This window comes from Streptomyces sp. NPDC107498 (assembly GCF_055582805.1).
The window spans coordinates 44252-64978 of sequence record NZ_JBVJPE010000007.1 but is presented as its reverse complement, the minus strand read 5'-3'; the positions used below and the strand labels follow the sequence as shown (position 1 = coordinate 64978).

21 protein-coding genes are annotated in these 20727 nt (G+C 73.9%); 16 read left to right on the top strand and 5 right to left on the bottom strand.

Going from position 1 to position 20727, the window contains the following annotated elements; genetic code table 11:
- Nucleotides 1-2: 2 nt before the first annotated feature.
- A complete protein-coding gene (locus ACZ66Z_RS14655; RefSeq protein ID WP_469934336.1) occupies nt 3-707 on the top strand; it encodes a DUF4191 domain-containing protein in 705 nt (234 codons plus the stop codon).
- Between the two features lie 79 nt (nt 708-786).
- Here ACZ66Z_RS14655 and ACZ66Z_RS14650 read toward each other — a convergent pair whose 3' ends face one another.
- Nucleotides 787-1254, bottom strand: a complete 468-nt coding sequence (locus ACZ66Z_RS14650; RefSeq protein ID WP_469934335.1) for an RDD family protein — start codon at nt 1252-1254, stop codon at nt 787-789.
- Between the two features lie 221 nt (nt 1255-1475).
- On the opposite strand from ACZ66Z_RS14650, the gene glnA reads away from it, so the two are divergent.
- From glnA to ACZ66Z_RS14635, 3 genes are all read left to right on the top strand, one after another.
- Complete coding sequence (glnA, locus tag ACZ66Z_RS14645; RefSeq protein WP_469934334.1) at nt 1476-2900, top strand: type I glutamate--ammonia ligase; 1425 nt, start codon at nt 1476-1478, stop codon at nt 2898-2900.
- Nucleotides 2901-3128: 228 nt separating this feature from the next.
- The gene (locus ACZ66Z_RS14640; protein ID WP_469934333.1) at nt 3129-3866 is read left to right on the top strand and encodes a cyclodityrosine synthase; all 738 of its coding nucleotides are present in this window, start codon (nt 3129-3131) and stop codon (nt 3864-3866) included.
- Nucleotides 3863-5056: a cytochrome P450 gene (locus ACZ66Z_RS14635; protein WP_469934332.1), complete on the top strand. Its 1194-nt coding sequence runs from the start codon at nt 3863-3865 to the stop codon at nt 5054-5056. Before ACZ66Z_RS14640 ends, ACZ66Z_RS14635 begins: the two co-directional genes overlap by 4 nt.
- Before the next feature lie 99 nt (nt 5057-5155).
- Here ACZ66Z_RS14635 and ACZ66Z_RS14630 read toward each other — a convergent pair whose 3' ends face one another.
- Nucleotides 5156-5431: a hypothetical protein gene (locus ACZ66Z_RS14630; RefSeq protein WP_469934331.1), complete on the bottom strand. Its 276-nt coding sequence runs from the start codon at nt 5429-5431 to the stop codon at nt 5156-5158.
- 148 nt (nt 5432-5579) lie between these two features.
- On the opposite strand from ACZ66Z_RS14630, the gene ACZ66Z_RS14625 reads away from it, so the two are divergent.
- Nucleotides 5580-5939, top strand: coding sequence for an ArsC/Spx/MgsR family protein (locus ACZ66Z_RS14625; protein ID WP_469934330.1), 360 nt, complete (start codon nt 5580-5582; stop codon nt 5937-5939).
- Nucleotides 5940-5993: 54 nt separating this feature from the next.
- Here ACZ66Z_RS14625 and ACZ66Z_RS14620 read toward each other — a convergent pair whose 3' ends face one another.
- Nucleotides 5994-6899, bottom strand: a complete 906-nt coding sequence (locus ACZ66Z_RS14620) for a Gfo/Idh/MocA family protein (protein ID WP_469934329.1) — start codon at nt 6897-6899, stop codon at nt 5994-5996.
- 300 nt (nt 6900-7199) lie between these two features.
- On the opposite strand from ACZ66Z_RS14620, the gene ACZ66Z_RS14615 reads away from it, so the two are divergent.
- The 10 genes from ACZ66Z_RS14615 to ACZ66Z_RS14570 all read left to right on the top strand — a co-directional run bounded on the left by ACZ66Z_RS14615 (nt 7200) and on the right by ACZ66Z_RS14570 (nt 19100).
- Entirely contained in the window at nt 7200-8582 is a 1383-nt protein-coding gene (locus ACZ66Z_RS14615) for a hypothetical protein (protein WP_469934328.1), read from the top strand.
- Nucleotides 8579-9745, top strand: a complete 1167-nt coding sequence (locus ACZ66Z_RS14610) for an ARPP-2 domain-containing protein (protein ID WP_469934327.1) — start codon at nt 8579-8581, stop codon at nt 9743-9745. The genes ACZ66Z_RS14615 and ACZ66Z_RS14610 overlap by 4 nt, the downstream gene beginning before the upstream one ends.
- A 156-nt stretch (nt 9746-9901) precedes the next feature.
- The gene (gene glnII / locus ACZ66Z_RS14605) at nt 9902-10933 is read left to right on the top strand and encodes a glutamine synthetase (protein WP_469934326.1); all 1032 of its coding nucleotides are present in this window, start codon (nt 9902-9904) and stop codon (nt 10931-10933) included.
- 88 nt (nt 10934-11021) lie between these two features.
- Nucleotides 11022-11936, top strand: coding sequence for a DUF6891 domain-containing protein (locus ACZ66Z_RS14600; RefSeq protein WP_469934325.1), 915 nt, complete (start codon nt 11022-11024; stop codon nt 11934-11936).
- 320 nt (nt 11937-12256) lie between these two features.
- Nucleotides 12257-12823 (top strand): winged helix-turn-helix domain-containing protein, encoded by a 567-nt coding sequence (locus ACZ66Z_RS14595; RefSeq protein WP_469934324.1) that lies wholly within the window; start codon nt 12257-12259, stop codon nt 12821-12823.
- A gap of 106 nt (nt 12824-12929) precedes the next feature.
- Nucleotides 12930-13928: an NAD-dependent epimerase/dehydratase family protein gene (locus ACZ66Z_RS14590; protein ID WP_469934323.1), complete on the top strand. Its 999-nt coding sequence runs from the start codon at nt 12930-12932 to the stop codon at nt 13926-13928.
- Nucleotides 13929-14226: 298 nt separating this feature from the next.
- Complete coding sequence (locus ACZ66Z_RS14585; RefSeq protein WP_469934322.1) at nt 14227-15027, top strand: tyrosine-protein phosphatase; 801 nt, start codon at nt 14227-14229, stop codon at nt 15025-15027.
- 57 nt (nt 15028-15084) lie between these two features.
- The gene (locus tag ACZ66Z_RS14580) at nt 15085-17091 is read left to right on the top strand and encodes a hypothetical protein (protein WP_469934321.1); all 2007 of its coding nucleotides are present in this window, start codon (nt 15085-15087) and stop codon (nt 17089-17091) included.
- Between the two features lie 72 nt (nt 17092-17163).
- Nucleotides 17164-18048, top strand: coding sequence for a metal-dependent hydrolase (locus tag ACZ66Z_RS14575; RefSeq protein ID WP_469934320.1), 885 nt, complete (start codon nt 17164-17166; stop codon nt 18046-18048).
- Nucleotides 18048-19100, top strand: coding sequence for a PDR/VanB family oxidoreductase (locus tag ACZ66Z_RS14570; protein WP_469934319.1), 1053 nt, complete (start codon nt 18048-18050; stop codon nt 19098-19100). Before ACZ66Z_RS14575 ends, ACZ66Z_RS14570 begins: the two co-directional genes overlap by 1 nt.
- Nucleotides 19101-19104: 4 nt before the next feature.
- On the opposite strand, the gene ACZ66Z_RS14565 is transcribed toward ACZ66Z_RS14570, so the two are convergent.
- Complete coding sequence (locus ACZ66Z_RS14565; protein ID WP_469934318.1) at nt 19105-19608, bottom strand: hypothetical protein; 504 nt, start codon at nt 19606-19608, stop codon at nt 19105-19107.
- 37 nt (nt 19609-19645) lie between these two features.
- On the opposite strand from ACZ66Z_RS14565, the gene ACZ66Z_RS14560 reads away from it, so the two are divergent.
- Entirely contained in the window at nt 19646-20371 is a 726-nt protein-coding gene (locus ACZ66Z_RS14560; protein WP_469934317.1) for a TetR/AcrR family transcriptional regulator, read from the top strand.
- On the opposite strand, the gene ACZ66Z_RS14555 is transcribed toward ACZ66Z_RS14560, so the two are convergent.
- Nucleotides 20356-20688, bottom strand: coding sequence for a 5-carboxymethyl-2-hydroxymuconate Delta-isomerase (locus tag ACZ66Z_RS14555; protein WP_469934316.1), 333 nt, complete (start codon nt 20686-20688; stop codon nt 20356-20358). The two genes, ACZ66Z_RS14560 and ACZ66Z_RS14555, sit on opposite strands and share 16 nt — an antisense overlap.
- Nucleotides 20689-20727: the final 39 nt, after the last annotated feature.

Genomic DNA, 20727 nt, shown 5'->3' with positions numbered 1-20727 from the left:
ACATGGCGAGGAAGGCAAACACGGGCAGCGCTGACGCTGCGAACCCCGGGCGACTGAAGCAGATCGCCCTCACGTACCAGATGACCCGGAAGGCCGACCCGAAGGTCGGTCTGGTCGTCGCGGGCGTGGGCATCGGCGTACTCGGTGTCCTCCTCGCGATCGGCTTCCTCATCGGTCACCCGGTCTACCTGGGCATCCTGGGCTTCGTCCTGGGCCTCCTGGCCGCGGCCATCGTCTTCGGGCGGCGCGCCGAGCGGGCGGCCTTCGGGCAGATGGAGGGCCAGCCGGGCGCGGCGGCGGCGGTGCTGCAGAACGTCGGGCGCGGCTGGACGACGACCCCCGCGGTCGCGATGAACCGCAGCCAGGACGTCGTGCACCGCGCGGTCGGCCGGGCCGGCATCGTACTGGTGGCCGAGGGCAACCCGAACCGGGTCAAGACCCTGCTCGCGGCCGAGAAGAAGCGGATGAGCCGCGTCGTGGTGGACGTGCCGGTGCACGACCTCATCGTCGGCGACGGCGAGGGCCAGGTGCCCCTGAAGAAGATCCGCACGACCATGCTCAAGATGCCCCGCGTGCTCACCGGCCCGCAGGTGACCGCGGCCAACGACCGGCTGCGGGCGATGGGCGACCTGATGAGCAACATGCCGCTGCCGAAGGGGCCCATGCCGAAGGGCATGCGGATGCCGCGCGGCGGAAAGATGCGCTGACCCCCGACCTGACGAGAAGGGCCCCGGACCGCACGGTCCGGGGCCCTTTCCGTGCCTCGTGCCCTTCGTGCCCCGTGCCTCAGATCCGGACCTGGACGGCGCCGGAGAGGCGGTCGTGGAGGCCGCGGCCGTCGCGGTCCCAGATGAGGGCCGGGATCGCGAGACAGACGAGCAGGGAGCGGAGCACGACCCGGAACGGGCCGAGGCGCCCGCCGCGCACGGAGACGACGCGCAGGCCGAAGAGGCGCTTGCCGGGCGTCGAGCCGACGGTGCCGACCGTCAGGACGCTCAGGGCGAACAGGATGAGCAGGGCCCAGTTCCCCGTCGCCTGGCCGTAGCCGTCGGTGATCAAGCCGTATGCGATCAGGATGCAGAGGGCCCAGTCGACGGCGAGGGCACCGAGGCGCCGCCCGGGGCGGGCGATCGAGCCGGGGCCGGCCTCGGGCAGCCCGAGCTGCTCGCCGCGGTAGCCGAAGTCGACGCCTGCGTCCTCGGCCGCCGCGCGGGGGCCGGAGAGCCAAGATCCGAGTGCTTGCCTGTTGTCCACCCGACCACGGTACTGTGCCCGTTTTCGATCACTTCGGCGCGGGGGGCGTACGGCGCCGGGGAGGCGGAGCGGCACTCGGCCCGGTTAACTTCGACGAAACAAATGGGTCATGCTTGAGAAATCCCGTCTGCCTATGGTCGGGTCCAGCGTGTGCCACCGCACTGGCCGCACGAACGAGCTGCAACCCCGCCCCTCCCCGGGCCGGGAGTAGGAGGAGTTGGATGTCCCAGAACAACGGGTTCCAGAACGCCGACGAGGTCCAGAAGTTCATCAAGGACAACGACGTCAAGATGGTCGACGTCCGGTTCTGCGACCTTCCGGGTGTGATGCAGCACTTCACGATCCCGGCGACGGCCTTCGACCCGGCGGAGGAGCTCGCCTTCGACGGCTCGTCGATCCGCGGTTTCCAGGCCATCCACGAGTCCGACATGTCGCTCCGCGCCGACCTGTCGACGGCCCGCGTGGACCCCTTCCGCCGCGACAAGACGCTGAACATCAACTTCTTCATCCACGACCCGATCACGGGCGAGGCCTACAGCCGCGACCCGCGGAACATCGCGAAGAAGGCCGAGACGTACCTGGCCTCCACCGGCATCGCCGACACCGCCTACTTCGGCCCCGAGGCCGAGTTCTACGTCTTCGACTCGGTGCGCTTCGAGACCTCGGCGAACCAGGGCTTCTACCACATCGACTCCGAGGCCGGCGCCTGGAACACCGGTGCGGTGGAGAACAACCGCGGCTACAAGGTCCGCTACAAGGGCGGCTACTTCCCGGCCCCGCCGGTCGACCACTTCGCCGACCTGCGCTCGGAGATGTCCCTGGAGCTGGAGAACGTCGGCCTCCAGGTCGAGCGCCAGCACCACGAGGTCGGCACCGCCGGCCAGGCCGAGATCAACTACAAGTTCAACACCCTGCTCGCCTCGGCCGACGACCTGATGCTGTTCAAGTACATCATCAAGAACGTCGCCTGGCGGAACGGCAAGACCGCGACCTTCATGCCGAAGCCGATCTTCGGCGACAACGGCTCGGGCATGCACGTCCACCAGTCGCTGTGGTCGAACGGCGAGCCGCTGTTCTACGACGAGACGGGTTACGCGGGCCTCTCGGACACCGCCCGCTACTACATCGGCGGCATCCTCAAGCACGCCCCGTCGCTGCTCGCCTTCACCAACCCGACGGTGAACTCGTACCACCGCCTGGTGCCGGGCTTCGAGGCCCCGGTCAACATGGTGTACTCGCAGCGCAACCGCTCCGCCGCCATGCGCATCCCGATCACGGGCTCGAACCCGAAGGCCAAGCGCGTCGAGTTCCGCGCGCCGGACCCGTCCTCGAACCCGTACCTCGCCTTCTCGGCGCTGCTCCTCGCGGGCCTCGACGGCGTCAAGAACAAGATCGAGCCGATGGAGCCGATCGACAAGGACCTGTACGAGCTGGCTCCCGAGGAGCACGCCAACGTCCCGCAGGTCCCGACCAACCTCGAGGCCGTCCTCACCGCCCTGGAGGAGGACAACGAGTACCTCCAGGCCGGCGGCGTCTTCACCTCGGACCTGATCGAGACCTGGATCGACTACAAGCGCACCAACGAGATCGCCCCGATCCAGCTGCGCCCGCACCCGCACGAGTTCGAGCTCTACTTCGACCTCTGAGCCGGAACCGCTGTCCGGCGAGGCCCGTCGTCCCCTTCGAGGGGGCGGCGGGCCTCGCCGCTTTCCGGCCAAGATCACGGATACGTGAACAACTGACGAACTCTCCCCCGTACCTACGGGTAGGGGGTTCACTCTCCGCGACGGGTCGATAGCTTGTCGTCGTCGCCGCCGCCACACCCGGAGCACAGGGCTCCGCTGGGACTAGCTGGCGCGATGAGGACTGCCTACGTGACTCAGGCGGCTTTCGCCCCTGCCGAGACGCTCCGACTCCAGCCGTACACCGATCACTGCCGCGTCATCGCCGACGAGGGCGCGCACGTGGTCATCGGCGTCTCCCCGGGAAACAGTTATTTCACCGCCCAGCGGCTGCGCGAGCTGACGCGCTGGGGCTTGGACCACTTCGATCAGGTCGATCTCGTCTACACCGATCTGCACGTCGCCGACATGTACGAGGCTCTGGGGTACGGGGCCGACGAGGCGCGGCGGAAGGCCGTCAAGAACCTGCGGGGGGTGCGGGCGAAAGTCGGGGCGGCCGTGGCGGAGGCCGATCCCACGGGGGTACGGGTACGGGCCCGCGGGATGTCGGAGTTCCGGGACGTCCCGGCCTACCGCGAGCTGCACCGCACGGTGCTCGACACCGTGGCGGCCGACCCGGTGGTGAGGGAGACCTGCGACGCGCTGACCGGGATCTTCCTGGCCGGGAAGCTGGCGCCGGGGCAGGTGATCGACGAGCGGCAGCGGGAGGTGTGCCGGGCGTACATCTGCGCCGAGGTACCGCTCTTCCTGGACACGCCCGCGATCCTCGGGGTGCCGTCCTCGCTCAACTGCTACCACCAGGCACTGCCCCTGGCCGATCTGCTGTACGGGCGGGGGTCCGGGCTCCGGGCCTCGCGCAACCAGGGCCACGGCATCCTCACGCCCGCCGGAACGACCACCGGGACCACTGTCGAAGGAGGCACGCGATGAGCGTCGCCGTCGAGACCCTGCCCGCCTTCCCCTTCGACTGGGACGGGACCCGGCTGCCCGCCGAGATCGACGCGCTGCGCGCCGAGCCGGTCCGGAAGGTCCGCACGATCGCCGGGGCCGAGGCCTGGCTGGTCTCCTCGTACGAGCTGTGCCGGCACGTCCTGGAGGACCCGCGGTTCAGCCTGAAGGACACCTCGGCGCCGGGGGCACCGAGGCAGTACGCGCTGACGATCCCGCCGCACGTGGTGAACAACATGGGCAACATCACCGGGGCCGGGCTGCGCAAGGCCGTCATGAAGGCGATCAACCCGAAGGCGCCCGGCCTGGAGGAGTGGCTGCGGGCGCGGGCCGGGGCCCTGGTGGACGCACTGGTCGCCGAAGGGGCGCCCGGAGAGCTGCGGGGCGGCTACGCCGATCCGTACTCGGCGGGGCTGCACTGCCGGATGCTGGGCATCCCGGAGGAGGACGGGCCGCGGCTGCTGCGCAGTCTGGACGTGGCCTTCATGAACGCGCCGCGCGAGATCGAGGCGGCCCGGCTCAACTGGGACCGGGACATCGCCTACATGACCGAGCGCCTGGACGATCCGGCGACGGGCGGGCTGATGGCGGAGCTCGCGGCGCTGCGCGAGGACCCCGACTACGCGCATCTGACGGACGAGATGCTGGCGACGGTGGGCGTGACGCTGTTCGGGGCCGGGGTGATCTCCACCGCCGGGTTCCTGACGATGGCGCTGGTGTCGGTGCTGACCCGGCCGGACGTCCGGGAGGCGCTGACCGCCGACGGCACGCGGGGCGTCGCCGGGGCCATGGACGAGCTGCTGCGGGTGAACCTGTCGATCGGCGACGGGCTGCCGCGCCTCGCCCTGGAGGACGTGCGGCTCGGCGGGGTCGAGGTGCGGGCCGGTGACCTGGTCCTGGTGCTCGTGGAGGCCGCGAACCACGATCCCGAGCGCTTCCCGGACCCGCTGGTCTTCCGACCGGACCGGGAGAACGCCGCCGATCACCTCTCCTTCGGCGGCGGGCGGCACTACTGCCCGGCGACGGCGCTCGGCAAGCGGCACGCCGAGATCGCCCTGGAAACGCTCCTCGACCGGCTGCCGGGGCTGCGGCTCGCGGTGCCGGTCGAGCAGCTGGTGTGGCGCACCAACTTCATGAAGCGGCTCCCCGAAAGGCTGCCGGTGGCCTGGTAGCGGGCGGGACCCGAGGACGGCGCCGCCCGGCCGGTCCGGGCGGCACCGTCCTCGGTGTCGGTGCCTTCGACGTCTTCGGTGTCGGTGGTGTCTTCGGTGTCAGCGGCCGTAGCGGATCAGGGTGCGGACCATGCGGCAGGTGGTGTCGGAGGGCGGGCGGATGCCGATGTCGGCGGCCGTCGCGCTTATCGTCGCGTTCGTCGCCTTCGACGGGATGTAGACGCCGGCGTCGAGCAGGGCGATCGCGAGGCGCATGGCCTTCAGACGGCGGTTGTGGGACACGTACCACTCGCGGGGGCGGCCCGCGGGAAGCGGCTTCTTCTCGAGCGGCTTCCAGGGTTCGGTGGACGGCGTCCGGATCACGGCGAGAGCCATGGGCTACCTCCTGGCGAACGGTGGGTGCGGGCCCTCCTCGGGACCCTCACCTTCACCCCCCATTTTAGAGACCCCCACTGACAATCGCCCCTGGCCAGGTGGGGTTTAGGGGGTGTTCCAGGGGAGCGTGGGGGGTACCGTACGGGCCATGGAGATCTGGATCAATCCCGCCTGTTCCAAGTGCCGCAGCGCCCTCACCCTCCTCGACGCGGAGGGCGCCGACTACACCGTCCGCCGCTACCTTGAGGACGTCCCCTCGCCCGAGGAGATCCGGGCGGTGCTCGACCGGCTCGGGCTCGAACCCTGGGACATCACGCGGACCGGCGAGGACGTCGCCGCGGAACTCGGCGTGAAGGAGTGGCCCCGGGACGAGGCCGCCCGGGACCGGTGGATCGAGGCGCTCTCCGCCCATCCCGAGCTGATCCAGCGGCCCATCATCACGGCGGAGGACGGCACGGCCGTCGTCGGCCGCACCGAGGAGGCCGTACGGGACGCGCTCTCCCGCTGACCGAGAGGCCCGTGGCGCCCGGGAACGGACCGCGTCCGGACCCCGGCGCCGCCGTCAGTCCCGGGCGGCCCGGCGCTCCGCCTCCGCCAGGATCTCCGTGACGCGCAGGCCGAAGCGGGCGTCGCAGGGGTGGGGGGTGCCGGTGCGGGCCGCGGTGACGAGGGCGTCCACGGCCGCGGCGAAGGCCTCCACCGCGCCGCCCCAGCGGGGCATGTCGGCCCGGCCCCGGGTGCCGTGCAGGGTGAGGGCCGCCCCCGCCGCCTCCGGCGGCGCGCTCAGGGTGAGCGTGGCCGTGCTGCTCGCCCCCGAGCCGTGCCGCAGCACCAGGTGGTGGGTGTCGTCGGGGCCCGGGACGGCGGTGACGCCGGTGACGTCGCCGAGGACCGGCAGGTAGACGGAGAGGACGTGCGGGCCGACGTCCCAGAGGCCGCCCTTCTCCCGCCGCCACGGCGAGGCCGCGTACGCGCTGACGGAGCCGGGGCCGTAGAGCGAGCCCAGCCAGTGGGCCTCGCCCAGGAACCAGCCGCCCGCCGCCGCCTGCTCGTCGATCCAGCGGGCCGTCGGCTCCGCGAACCGCAGGGTGCAGAAGACCACCGAGGCGACCCCGGCCGCCTCCACGGCCCCGGACACCTCGCGGGCGAGCGCCGGCGTCGTCGCGACCGGCTTGTCGAGCAGGACGTGGCAGCCGGCCGCCGCCGCCCGCGCCGCGAGGGGCGCCTGGACGTCGGGCGGGAGGGCCAGGGCGACGGCGTCGCTCGCGGCGAGGAGGGCGTCCACGTCCTCGTACGCCCGGGTGCCGGACGCGGCGGCGAGCGCGGCGGCCGCGTCCGGGCGTCTGCCCCACACCCCGCTGAACTCGACGCCCGGATGCCCGGCGAGCGCGGGCGCGTGCGTGTGCGCGGCCCACGGGCCGGTGCCGAGGAGTCCGATGCGGGGCTTCGCGCCCGGGTGCTTCGCCATGCCCCCCAGTCTGCCGGGCGGCACCGACAGCGCCCCCGGCGGGCGGGCGGTGGCCCGTGGCCCGTGGCCCGTGGCGCGGCCGGGGTCCCGTCGGCCGTCGTCCGACGGCGGCCCCGCGGCCCGCCCGCGCACCCGCCCCGCCTCCTAATCCGCTGGCGGACCTCCCCCCACCCGGTGCTAGCGTTCCCGCGCCGGCCGCGGGACTCCGGTGCGACTTCCGGAACCTGCCTATGAAGCAACGTCTTCGCTGTTCGCGCCCTCATTCCCCGGCCGGCGCCCGTGCGTCGGAAGGAGAGCCCCGTGTCCGAGCTCGTCGCGGCCGAGGACGTGCTCCTCTTCGTCAACGCCGCCGTGACCGCCACCGGGCAGCGCGAGTTCCGCTCCTCCGCCGCCGAGCAGCGCCTCTCGCTCGCGTTCCTCCACGCGTACGTGCGCGTCAACTACCGGCCCGTGTACGCCGCCGCCCTGGCACTCGACATCAACGACCACAACGCCGCGCTCGTCGTCGAGCACCTGCTCCGCACCCCGAGGGAGGCGGAGGAGAACGAGGGCCGACTGATCGCCGCCCGTCTCGCCCTGCTGCCGCCGCAGCGGGTCTACCGCCTGTTCGGCGCGCTCCGCGCCGCCGGGGTCAACAACCGCCGCACGCGCGCGATCGTGCGCGCGTGGCTCGCGGCCCGCCCCGATCCCGCGCTGGACGCGGTGAAGTACCGGACCGGCCTGAAGGCCGCCCTCCGGCACGTCCACGGGCGGCCGGCCGACGCCGAGACGGGCGACTTCCTCTTCGCGCCGGGCCGCCGCACCCGGTACGAGAACGCCACGCTCGACGCGCACCGCCGGGCGCACTACGAGCAGAACGCGCTGTACGAGCTGCCGTTCACGGTCGCCGAGGGCTTCGCCGCGAAGCACGGGGTGCCCCGCGCGGTGTTCCTGGAACGGATCGCGCCCCGGATGACCCGTCTCGAACGGCTGCGCGCGGACCGGGCGGCCGATCTGTCCGTCATGCCGCTCACCCGGCTCGCCCTGTACGTCCTCGCGCTGCCGTTCGGCGAGCGGGTGGCGCGCCGGGCCGAGCTGACGGACGCGCTGCGCGCGGCCGCCCGGCGCGCGGCGGGGCCGTACGCCGGGAGCTGGGGGCGGGTGGCGGCCGTCCTCGACGACAGTTTCTCCTCCTCCGGTTCGGCGGTGAAGCGGCGCCGCCCGCTCGCCGTGGCCCTCGGCTGCCACTTCCTCCTGGAGGCCCTGGCGTCCCCGGGGGCGTACGCCCCGCTGTGGACGTCGGGCCGGGACGATCCCCTGCTCGTCCGTCCCCACGGGCCGACCCCGCTGGGCCTGCGGATCCTGGACGCCCTGGAGACCCGCCCCGGGCGTCTGGTGATCGTCTCGGACGGCTGGGACAACGCCCCGCCGGGGCTCGCGGGCGAGGTGCTGCGGGTGTGGCGCGCACGGCTCGATCCGGAGCGGCGGACGAGTGTGGTGCACCTCAACCCCGTATACGACGCCGAGGACTTCGACGTGCGCCGGCTCGCCCCGAGCGTGCCGACGGCCGGGATCCGGGACGCGGAGGACCTGGCGGCCCTGGTGGAGGTCGCGCAGTTCGCGGAGGGGCGGACGGGCTTCGCGGAGCTGCGGGCCTATCTGGACCGGAGGGTGGAGCTGTTCCTGAAGGGGGCGGAGGGGTGACCCGGATCGATCTGACCGGGCTCGACGCGCGGCCCGCGCAGGTGTGGGGCGGGGTGCGGCTCGTGCCGCTCGTGCGGGACGAGCCGGTGCCGGGGCTGCGGCTGCGCCGGGAGGTGTACGCGGGGTGGGGCGGGGCCTCCGTCGAGCTCGGCGACCGCACCTCGTACACCTCGTACGTCCCGCACGGTTTCGTCGCCGACTGGACGGGCGCGGGGGCGGAGTCCGCCGTGTACGGGTCGCGGCTCGGCGGCGAGGCGGTGCCGGGGTGCGTGCCCGTGCGGCGGATCCACCGGATGGCCAAGCGCCGGCGCGGCAAGGACGGGCGCGCCGAGCGGCGGCTGCGGTTCCTGCCGCTGCACCTGGCCCTGGAGGGGTACCTCGCGCTGCACTTCGGGGGGCCGTCCACGGTCTGGGACGACTGGTCCCGGGAGGCTCTGCGGCGCGGTCTCCCGCCGCGCGCGGAGGCGGCGTACGCGGGGTGGGCGGTGCCGGGGCTCGCGGAGGCGCTGCGGGTCTTCGAACTGCATCCGGGCCAGTGCGGGCTGCTCCTGTACGTGGCGGACGCGCTGGCGGCGGCGTTCGTGGTGCCGCATCCGGACGACTACCGGCTGCTGCACCCGACGCTGGTCGAGGACCTGTACGGGGAGCCGGTCCACCAGTACGCCCACTACGGCGCCCCGGTGCCCGAGTTCACGGCGCGGATCCGGGACGCCGCCGGCGGCATCCGCGGCCTCGCCGACCTGCGGGCGGCGGCGCGGGAGCAGGAGCGGTCCTGGGCGGCGGCGCACGACGGGCTGATGGCGCGCGACCTGCTGGAGACGCCGTACTCCTTCGAGCGGGTCCACCGGATGGACCGGTTCGGCCTGTACCGGTTCCTTCCGCCGTTCGAACGGGGCGGGCGGGAGCAGCACATCGGCGAGGTGATCACCGACCGGAAGGGGCGGGCGGCCTATCTGAAGACCTTCCGGCTCTCCGAGAACCAGATCCGGAAGGGGTACCTCCTGAACCGGCTCGCGGACTGCGACTGGCACCTCGGCCGGACCGCGGAGGCGCTCGGGACCTCGTACACCGAGCTGGTCCGGCGGGTGCGGGGTGCGGGCCTCGGCGGGCTCCTCGACGCCCACGTCGTGGCACGGCGGCTGCGCGAGGATCGGGAAAGCTGAGTAACACGGGGTTCACAAACGGGCAACCGCCGGGAAATCCCGTGTTGCCAAGCTGCGGTCGAACACACACCGCGCAGCCGGCGCGGTGACCGCAGCTTCTCGCAGTGCCGCGAGCCGCGGCGGCCTCCCGCAGCAGCACGCCAAAGGATGAGACCCGTGACCTTCAAGGCTGAGTACATCTGGATCGACGGCACCGAGCCGACCGCGAAGCTCCGCTCCAAGACGAAGATCATCGCGGGTGAGGGCCTCGCCCTGGAGGAGCTGCCGATCTGGGGCTTCGACGGCTCCAGCACGAACCAGGCCAAGGGCCACGCCTCGGACCGCGTCCTCAAGCCGGTCTTCTCCTGCCCGGACCCGATCCGCGGCGGCAACGACGTCCTGGTGCTGTGCGAGGTCCTCAACACGGACATGACGCCGCACGAGTCCAACACCCGCGCCGCGCTGGCCGAGGTGGCCGGGCGCTACGCCGCTCAGGAGTCGATCTTCGGCATCGAGCAGGAGTACACCTTCTTCGAGGGCACCCGCCCGCTCGGCTTCCCGGTGAACGGCTTCCCGGCCCCGCAGGGCGGCTACTACTGCGGCGTCGGCGTGGACGAGATCCACGGCCGCCCGATCGTCGAGGCGCACCTGGAGAACTGCCTCAAGGCCGGTCTCGGCATCTCCGGCATCAACGCCGAGGTCATGCCCGGCCAGTGGGAGTTCCAGGTCGGCCCGCTGTCCCCGCTCGAGGTCTCGGACCAGCTGTGGGTCGCCCGCTGGCTGCTCTACCGCACGGCCGAGGACTTCAACGTCTCCGCGACGCTCGACCCGAAGCCGGTGAAGGGCGACTGGAACGGCGCGGGCGCGCACACCAACTTCTCCACCAAGGCGATGCGCGAGGGCTACGACGCGATCATCACCGCGTGCGAGGCGCTCGGCGAGGGCTCGAAGCCGCTCGACCACGTCAAGAACTACGGCGCCGGCATCGACGAGCGCCTGACGGGCCTGCACGAGACCGCCCCGTGGGACGAGTACTCCTACGGCGTCTCGGACCGCGGCGCCTCGGTCCGCATCCCGTGGCAGGTCGAGCAGGACCGGAAGGGCTACATCGAGGACCGCCGCCCGAACGCGAACGTGGACCCGTACGTGGTGACCCGCCTCATCGTGGACACCTGCTGCGAGGCCCTGGAGAAGGCCGGCCAGGTCTGATCCTGCGCACGTCCGGACAGGGGCGCCCGCCGTTTCGCACGGCGGGCGCCCCTGCCGCGTTGTCGGTGCCGCCTGCGACAGTGGGGCCGTGCTCGACATCACGGTGGAGACCGAGAACGGGGAGAAGCACGTCCGGCCGTCCGAGGAGGACCTGTCCGGGCTCGTACGGCGCATCGGCGCCAAGCGGGACCGCTTCCTGGTCCTGCAGCGGATACCGGACCTGCCGTCCGTCTACGCCCAGGTGTGGCACGCCGCCGGCGGGGACTTCCGGCTGGAGCACCGGGCCGGCGCGCCCGAACGGCACTTCGAGACACGGCTCGACGCTCCGGAGCGGGTCGCGGAGGTCCTGACGGCCTGGGCGCGCGGCGAGGCCGGCCGGGACGCCGGGGCGCCCTGGAAGAACACGGGCTTCCCACCCGGCCCGGCCGTCCCCGAACTCCCCGAGGAGATACGGAAGGGACTCGAGCAACGGGTGCGTTCGCTGCTCGTCTGCGGCTACGACGACCGGGAGCGGCTGACCCGGACCGCCCAGGAGGACGTGTTCGACCCGACGGTGCACCCGGTGTCCCTGGAGCAGGCCGAGGCGCTGGTCGACCGGCTGTGGCTGGAACGGGTCGGGGAGACGGCCGGCTGGGAGGGCACGACCGACCCGGAGCGCGTCACCGCCGCCTTCGCCGAGCTGGACGCGGCCGGAATCGTCGCCCGCGAGCACTTCACGTGCTGCCGGTCCTGCGGCACGGCGGAGATCGGCGCGGAGGAGGGCGCGGACCGGGCGCGCGGGTTCGTGTTCTTTCCCACCTGGTGCACCGAGGGCGCGGCGAACGGCGGGCCGCTGCGCCTGCTGTACGGCGGGTTCGACGGCTCGGCGGAGACGGCCGCGGCGGTCGGCGAGGAGGTGGCCGGGGCTCTGCGCGGGCAGGGGCTGAGCGTGCGGTGGGACGGGGACCCGGAGCAGACGGTCCTGGTCACGGGGCTGGACTGGCGCAGACGGCTGACGGGTTGAGGGTGCGGGCGGTCGACGGGCCGCCGTCGGTTTCCGGCCGGTCGAGGGGTGTGACGTGACAGGGGGTGCTCAGCTCGTTTCCCTCCTGGTTTAATAGGGATATGGCCATCATGCAGAACGACACCGCGACGGGTCGCCACGACCTCGAGCCGTTCTGGCCTTCCCGTCAGCACCACGACTTCGACCGGTGCTGTCGACGCGTGAGGAACGCGTCGGCCCTCTAACGCCCCGATCGGTACGGTCCGATCCCGGCCTTCGGCCCACGCGCACGACGTACGAGACCCCTCCGTCCGTTCCCCGCGCGAAAGAGCTGACTTGCCATGGCCCACACCCAGACCGCCCCCCTCCAGGCCGCTCCCCTCGCCGCCGTCCGTCCCGGCCGGCACCGACTGCGCGCCGTCGACCCCAACGAGGTCGTCGACCTCTCCCAGGTGGCGGACTTCCTGCCGCCCGGCGCCACCCTGCTGCCCGCGCCCCAGCACGCGCTGCCGACGCTGCCGGGGCGACCGCCGATGGTCGGGTACCTCGTCCTCGTCCCGGCCGACCAGCAGCCGCACCTGCCCGCCGCCCCCGCTCCGGTCCCGGCTCCCGTCACCGCGGAGGAGCAGGGGCCGGTGACCATCGACGGCGTCCAGCGGATCGCCCTCGTCGACGGGGAGGCGCTCGACCTGACGTACCTCGAATTCGAGCTGCTCGCCCACCTGGTGGCACATCCTCACCGGGTGCACACGCGCGACCAGTTGGTCACGACGGTGTGGGGGTACGGGCACGTGGGCGACGGCCGGACGGTCGACGTGCACGTGGCCCGGCTGCGCCGCAAGCTGGGCGCCGAGCACCGCCACACGATCCAGACGGTGCGGCGGGTCGGCTACAAGTACACCCCCTGACCGGACCGTCCGACCCGACCGCCGGGACCCCTGTTCCTCCGCTGGCGGAATCCTCCGGGAGCGGAACTCCCCGGTCCCGGCCGGGCCCGCCGGGCAGGCTCGGACCATGAGACTGCTGATGCTCGGAGGTACGGAGTTCGTCGGCCGCGCGGTCGTCGAGGACGCGCTCGCACGGGGCTGGGAGGTGACGGTCTTCCACCGGGGCCGGCACCCGGCCCCGGCGGGGGCCGTGTCGCTGATCGGGGACCGCACGGCCCCCGACGGCCTCGCCGCGCTCGCCACCGGTTCCTGGGACGCCGTCGTGGACACCTGGTCGGCCGCGCCCTCGGCGGTCCGGGACGCGGCCCGGCTGCTCGCGGACCGGGTGGGGCGGTACGCGTACGTGTCGAGCCGTTCCGTGCACGCCTGGCCGCCCGCCGCCGGGCTCGCGGAGGACGGCCCGCTGGTGGAGGGCTCCCCGGACGACGGGGACGTGCCCTACCCGGAGTCCAAGCGGGGCGGCGAGCTCGCCGCCACCGCCGCCTTCGGGCCCGACCGGACGCTGCTCGTCCGGGCGGGCCTGATCCTCGGCCCGTACGAGAACGTGGGCCGGCTCCCCTGGTGGCTGGGCCGGATCGCGCGCGGCGGCTCCGTCATCGCCCCCGGGCCGCGGGCGCTGCCGGTCCAGTACGTCGACGTCCGCGACCTCGCCGCATGGACGCTGGACGCGGTGGCCGCCGGGCTCTCGGGGCCGTACAACCTCGTCTCGCCGTCCGGGCACACCACCATGGGCGGGCTGCTCGACGCCTGCGTCCGGGTGACCGGGTCCGACGCCGAGCTGCGCTGGACGGAGCCGGAGGCGCTCCTCGCGGCCGGGGCGGCGCCCTGGACGGAGCTCCCGGTGTGGCTGCCGCCGGGCGAGACGTACGACGCGATGCACACCGCCGACGTCTCCCGGGCGCTCGCGGCCGGGCTGCGCTGCCGTCCCGTGGAGGAGACGGTCGCGGACACCTGGGCGTGGCTGGAGTCCCTCGGCGGCGTCGCGCCCCGACGCCCGGACCGACAGGGCTCCGGCCTCTCCCCGGAACGGGAGGCGGAGGTCCTGGCGGCGCTCCCGAAGGGGTAGACGGCACACCGGCGCGGGCCGCGCGCCCGCCGGACGGTGCCCCCCCGCCACCCGCCGTGTGGGCAATCGTCCCGCTGGGCGGGACGATTGCCCGCAACAGGGGGGCGCAGCCCGCAGCGGGGTGGACGGGGGCAACGCCCTGGCGGAACGGCCGCCCGCCACAGGGGCCCGGTGGGCGCCGTCCCGGTGGAGCGGCCGCTCAGCACGCGGGACGTGGCGCGTTCGTGTGGGACTGCCTCGTTCGGGGCGATCCATTACCGTTCGACAGGAAAGCGCACGAATCGGAGGAGTCGACGCCATGCCCGCCATCCCCGCCGCCTCCGTCGCCAACCTCCGTGATCTCGGCGGCCTGCCGCTGGGGGACGGGCGTTCGGTCCGGCCCGGCCTCGTCCTGCGCTCCGCGCTGCTCGACCGGCTCGACCCCGCCGAGCCCGCCGTGGCCGGGCTCGGCATCCGTACCGTCGTCGACTTCCGGACGGAGACCGAGCGCCGCGACCGGCCCGACCGGCTGCCGCCCGGCGCCCGGCTGCTGGTCGCGGACGTCCTCGCCGACTACCTGGCCGGCAGCGGACTGCCGCCCGCCGCGCGCCTGAAGGACCTGCTCGCCGATCCGGCGCTCGCCGAGGAGCACCTCGGCGGCGGCCGGGTGCGGGCGGCCTTCGCCCGGACCTACCGGACCTTCGTCTCCAGCGACTCCGCCCGCGCCTCCTACCGCGCCCTGCTCGACGAGCTGGGCGCGCCGGGCGCGGGGCCGCTGCTGTTCCACTGCTCGGCGGGCAAGGACCGCACGGGCTGGGCGGCGACGGTCGTCCTGTCCCTGCTCGGTGCGGACGAGCAGACCGTGCGGGCCGAGTACCTGGCGGTCAACCCGGCGGTGCGGCTGGCGTTCGCGCCCATGATCGAGGGCTTCACGGCCCAGGGCGGCGACCCGGAGCTCGCGCTCGAACTGATCGGGGTCCTGCCGGAGTACCTGGACGCGGGGCTCGAAGAAGTGGCGGTCCGGCACGGTTCGATGGAGAAGTACGTACGGGAGGGCCTCGGCGTCCCGGACGCGGTGACGGAGCTGATCCGCGAGCGCCTGACGGTCCCGGCGGCCTGAACCGCCCCCCCTGCGGGCCCGGGGTGACCATCGGAAGAATCGCTCGTTCTGCTGAACGTGAGCACCCAGGATCTCGTTCCTTCGCCCGTGGGCCCCGTCGACGTCGCACAGGCCGAGGCCGCGCTCGTCGAGCGGTATCCGCGGCTCGTCCGCATCGCCTATCTGGTCCTGCCGCCGGCGCTCGGCCGCAACCGCCGGGTGCTGACCGCGCACGCCCTCGTCCAGCGGTCGCTGCCCCGCCGCCGGGTCCCGGGCCCGGCGGTGCCCGGTCCGCGGCGGGACGAGGACGCGGTGGATCCGGGGTACGCGTACGTGCGGGGCGAGGTGCTGCGGCAGGCGCTGATCGCCGGGCTGCCGCTCCGGCGCCTCGCGCTGCCGCGCCGGGCGCAGTTCCCGCCGCTGCTCCCGCACGTGTGGGGGCTCCGGCTCTTCCCCCGGGTGGGCGGCGCCGACGAGCTCGCCCTGGACCAGCGGCTGTCCCGGCTCTCCGGTCCCGGCCGGGCGGCGTACGTGCTCCGCGGCCTGGAGCGCCAGGGCGACCCGGAGGTCCTGCGCGTCCTGGCGGCGGCGGGCGTCGAGGACCCGGCGGCGGCCCTGGCGGAGGCCGACGCGCTGGACGCCGACGCCCGGGCCGCGGACGCCCGGGACGTGACGGGGGACCCCGCCTCCGGGCCGCCCCGTGCCCCGGGTGCGGCCGGCCTCCCCCGGCGTTCCGGTGGTGCCGCCCTGCTGGAGTCCGACGAGTTCGATCCGTGCGCCCTGCAGGCGCGGCCGACCGATCTGGTGCGGCGGCGGCAGCACGCCCGGGCCGCGTTCGTCGCCGTCGTGGCGCTCACGGTGTGCGGGACGCTGCTCGGGCTGCCCGGGGACGGCTGGGGCAGAAACGGTGCTGCCGCGCCCTCGTACGCCCGCAACCCCGCCGCCGAGGCCGCCCTCGACCCCGGTGCGGTCAAGCGGGTGGATCCGGCGGTCTGGCCGGGGTCGACGCGGCAGGACCTCTCGGTGTGGCCCGCGCGCGGCGGTCTGACCGGCGACAGCGCGCTGCTGCGGCGGGCGCTCGCCGTGTGGGCCCGGCCCGGCCGCTCCGTGCGGTCCTCCGCGACGCCCGGGACGCCCGTCGGGCCGCCGATGGGGCCGCCGCAGCTGCTGTTCGCGGGGCGGGTCGACGCCCTGCGGGTGGTGTTCTTCCACGACGGGCTGCGGGCCGTGCGGTACGCGGAGCCGGTCGAAGGGGCGGCGGGGGCCGCGCTGGACTTCGCGCGGACGGACGCGGCCGAGCCGGTCGGTCCGGCGGCGCTGGTCGTCTCCCGCGCGGCGGGCAACGTCCGCTATCTGACGGCCCCGTGGGTGCGCGGGACGGCCGTGCGGGACCTCCTCGCGCCCACGAAGGAGCCCCGGCCGCTGGTGCGGGACGCCGACGGGGTGACCGATCCCGTGCCGAGCCGCGCGGGAACCGGCGGCTGCACCCGCTGGAACGCCCTCCAGGTGCGGGACGGTTCGGGGACGCGGCTCCTCGCCGACCTGGGCGAACCGGTCCCGGCCCGGCTGCTGTGGGGGCCGCCCGCCGCGCCCGTGGACGCGACGGGGGCGGAGGCGCGGGAGACCTGGGCGCGGACGGCGTGCCAGTTGGCGGCGGTGCGGGCACACGGGGTGCGGTCGGTGAACGCCTGGCGCTTCGCACGGCAGTCGCTGCCGGGGGGTGCCGGACACGGCACCTGGGTGTGCACGCGCGCGGAGACCTGGCGGGGCACGGGCAGTCGGGTCCTCGCCCAGTTCCTGGTGCCCTCGCCCGAGGTCCCGGCCGCGCTCGCGGCCCGCTCCGAGGGCTCGCCGGCCTGCGGGGTGCGGGATCCCCGGGTCCTCGCGGGCGTGCTGTGGAAGGCGCCGGGCGGCGGCTGGTTCGTCCTGGCGGCGGGCAGCCCGGACTTCACGTCCCTGGAGGTCTCGGGCGGGGTGAAGGGCCGCTCGGCCGGACCGCTCCTGGCGGTCCGGGCGACGGCGGGCGCGCGGGCGGACCTGGACGGCACCCTGGGGGACGGCACGCGGCGGCCGGCCCTGCGGTGACCCGGGGCGACGGGAGCGAAAAGACGGCGCACGGGCCTGTTGCCACGCCCTACCCCTCAGTACATTGACATCATGTCTAATACGCAGCCTGCACCGGTGGCGTCGGAGCACGTCGAGCTCAAGGCCCGCAAGGTCTCCTTCGACTGGGAGCAGACACCGCTCCACTGGGTACCGGGCGACCCCTTCACCACCCACACGATCAACGTGCTGCACCTGCTGCTGCCGGCCGGCGAGCGCTGGTTCGTCCACGTCTACAAGCAGGCGCTGCCGTACGTCACCGACGACCGGCTGCGCGAGGACGTCATCGGCTTCATCGGCCAGGAGGCCGTCCACTCCCAGGCCCACGACGACGTCCTCCCCCACCTGCGGAAGCTGGGCCTCGACCCCACCCCGTACACCGCGCAGGTCGACTGGTTCTTCGAGAAGCTCCTCGGCGACCGCACCCTGCCGCCCGGCCGGCCGCGCCGCTGGTGGCTGATGGAGCGGGTCGCGCTGATCGCCGCCATCGAGCACTACACCGCCTTCCTCGGCGACTGGGTCCTCAACGCCGACGCGCTCGACCGGGTCGGCGCCGACCCGACCATGCTGGACCTGCTGCGCTGGCACGGGGCGGAGGAGGTCGAGCACCGCGCGGTCGCCTTCGACCTCTTCACGCACCTCGACGGCGGCTACCGGCGCCGCGCCCGCACCTGGGCGCTCGCCTTCTCCGCGCTGGCCTTCCTCTGGCAGCGGGGGATCCGCTTCTTCATGGAGAACGACCCCGGCCTGCTCGACCCGAAGGTCTCCCTCACGGACTTCGTCCGCAAGGGACGGCAGGGCGTGCTGCCCTCCACCCCGGCCATGCTGCGCTCCGTACCGCGCTACCTCAGCCGCGCCTACCACCCCTCCCAGGAGGGCGACACCGCGCAGGCCATGGCCTACCTGGCCTCCTCCCCCGGCGCCAACGGAGGCCGTTGATGCCCCGGTTCACCACCGTCGCCCTGGCCGCCGGGGCCGCGCTGCTCGTCCGCCGCGCCGTCCGCAGCCGGATGAGCACCGCTCCGCTCTGGCCGATGCCCGCCCTCGACGTGCCCGTCTCCGGCCACGGCCGGGGCAGCACCGTCCCGCGCAAGGTCCTCGTCACCGGACGCACCACGCCCGCCGAGGGAGTCGTCGAACTCCGCCTGCGGGGGGACGGCCTGCCCGCCTGGCAGCCCGGTGCCCACATCGACCTCGTCCTGCCCTCCGGGCTCGTCCGGCAGTACTCACTCTGCGGAGACCCCGGCGACCCGTCGACGTACACGGTGGCCACCCGCCTCGTCGAGGACGGCCGGGGCGGTTCGCACGAGGTGCACGAGCGGCTCCACGAGGGCGTGGAGATCGAGATCCGGGGCCCCCGCAACCGCTTCCCACTGGTCGACTCCCCCGCGTACGTCTTCGTCGCCGGCGGCATCGGCATCACCCCGGTCCTGCCGATGCTCCGGGCCGCCGAGACGGCCGGGGCGGACTGGCGGCTCGTGTACTGCGGGCGGAGCCGGGCCACCATGCCGTACCTGACGGAGGTCGAGGCGCTGGGCGGCGACCGGGTGACCGTCGTCGCCGAGGACGAATCCGGCTTCCCCGCGCTGGAGTTCCTCGCGGACCTGGCCGAGGGGACGGCCGTCTACTGCTGCGGGCCCGACGGTCTGATGGACGCGGTGGGCGCGGCGATGCCGGAGGGCAGGACGCCGCGCCTGGAGCGCTTCACGGCCGCGGAGACGGTCGGCGGCACCGCCTTCGAGGTCGAACTGCGGCGCTCCGGGCGCACGTTGACGGTCGCCGCCGACCAGTCGCTCCTGTCGGCGGTCCGCGAGGAGCTGCCCGGTCTCACGTACTCCTGCCGGCAGGGCTTCTGCGGGACCTGCCGGCAGCGGGTGATCGAGGGCGAGATCGACCACCGCGACGAGCTGCTCACCGACGACGAGCGGGGCGACTCGATGCTGATCTGCGTCTCGCGCTGCGCGGGGAAGCGGCTCGTCCTGGACCTCTAGTCCCTTACGGCAGGACCAGCCAGTCCAGGGCCAGGGCGGTGAGGAGGCCGGCCGCCAGGAGCCAGGTGCCGAGGCGGGTGCGGCCGTTGCGGGAGAGTTCGATCACGATCCCGCAGAGGATCATGGCGAGCCCGTACACGCCGACGACCAGGACGGACGTGCGGCTCGCGAGCCGGATGACGAGCACCACGGCCAGGGCGACCAGGAGCACGGACGCGGCGGCGACGCGCAACCGCCGCGCCTGCTTCGGGGTGAGTCCCCCACCGTGCGCGGCGTCTCCGACGGCCTCCGAGGACCGGTCCGGCTCCCCGGCCCCCCCGGGCTCCTCCGGTTCCTCCGACTCCGAGGACTCCTCACGGACTTCGGGGGACTCCGGGCCCTCCTGGGCCTCTTCGGCCTTCCCCGGCCCGTCGACCTCGTTGGGCTCGCCCTTCCCGGGCTCGGCCTTCCTGGGCTCGTCGGCCTCCGGGGCCTCGGCAGTCGGGGTGTCCTGGTCGGAAGCGCTCATGGGGCAGGAGCGTAACGGACGCGGTTAGGCTGTTCGTATGACGACCGGGGTGCGCCGCAGGATGGGCGTCGAGGAGCGCAAGCAGCAGTTGATCGGGGTGGCCCTCGAACTCTTCGGCCACCGCTCTCCCGACGACGTGTCCATCGACGAGATCGCCGCGGCCGCGGGCATCTCGCGACCGCTGGTCTACCACTACTTCCCCGGCAAGCAGAGCCTCTACGAGGCGGCGCTGCGGCGGGCGGCGGACGAGCTGGCGGCCCGTTTCGTGGAGCCGCCGCACGGGCCGCTCGGGGCGCGGCTGCTGCGGGTGATGGGCCGGTTCTTCGACTTCGTGGACGAGCACGGGCCGGGCTTCGCGGCGCTGATGCGCGGCGGGCCCGCGGTGGGCTCGTCCACGACGAACGCGATGATCGACGAGGTCCGGCAGGCCGCGTACGAGCAGATCCTGGCCCATCTGGCGGTCGAGGAGCCCACCGCCCGGCTCGAACTGGTCGTCCGCTCCTGGGTGTCGCTCGCCGAGTCGACGGCGCTGCTGTGGCTGGACGGCCGACGGATCCCGCGCGCGGAGCTGGAGCTCCAGCTCGTGCACGACTTCGCCGCGCTGGCCGCGGTGAGCGCCGCGCACGACGCGGAGATGGCGGAGGTCCTGGTCCGGATCCTCGCCGACGAGCCGGCCGACGGGCCCTTCGGGGACCTGGTGGGCCGCCTCGTCGCGCTGGTGCCGCGGGCCACGCTCGTCGTGCCCGATCAGCCCTTGCGGTAGGACGCGTCGAGGTCGCGGACCTCGACGGAGAGTCTGACGCCCTCGCCGGCCTTGAGGTGTGCGGGCAGCAGGGCGAGGACGGCCTCCGAGAGCCGCGCCTTGGCCTCGTCCGTGCGGCCGGGCAGCAGGGCGATCTCGACGTGCACGAGGACGTCGTCGGTCGCGCCGTCGCCGACGACCAGCTCCTCGACCTCCCGGAACCGGGTCTTGCAGGCGTCGGTCTCCGCGTCGACCGTCGCCACGACGAGCGGGTGCAGGGCGAGCGCGAAGCCGCGCCGGTCGAGGGGCGCGGAGTAGTCGACGGTGATCTGCGGCATGGGGTCACTCCTGGCCGGAAGAGCGGGGATGTCGGATGT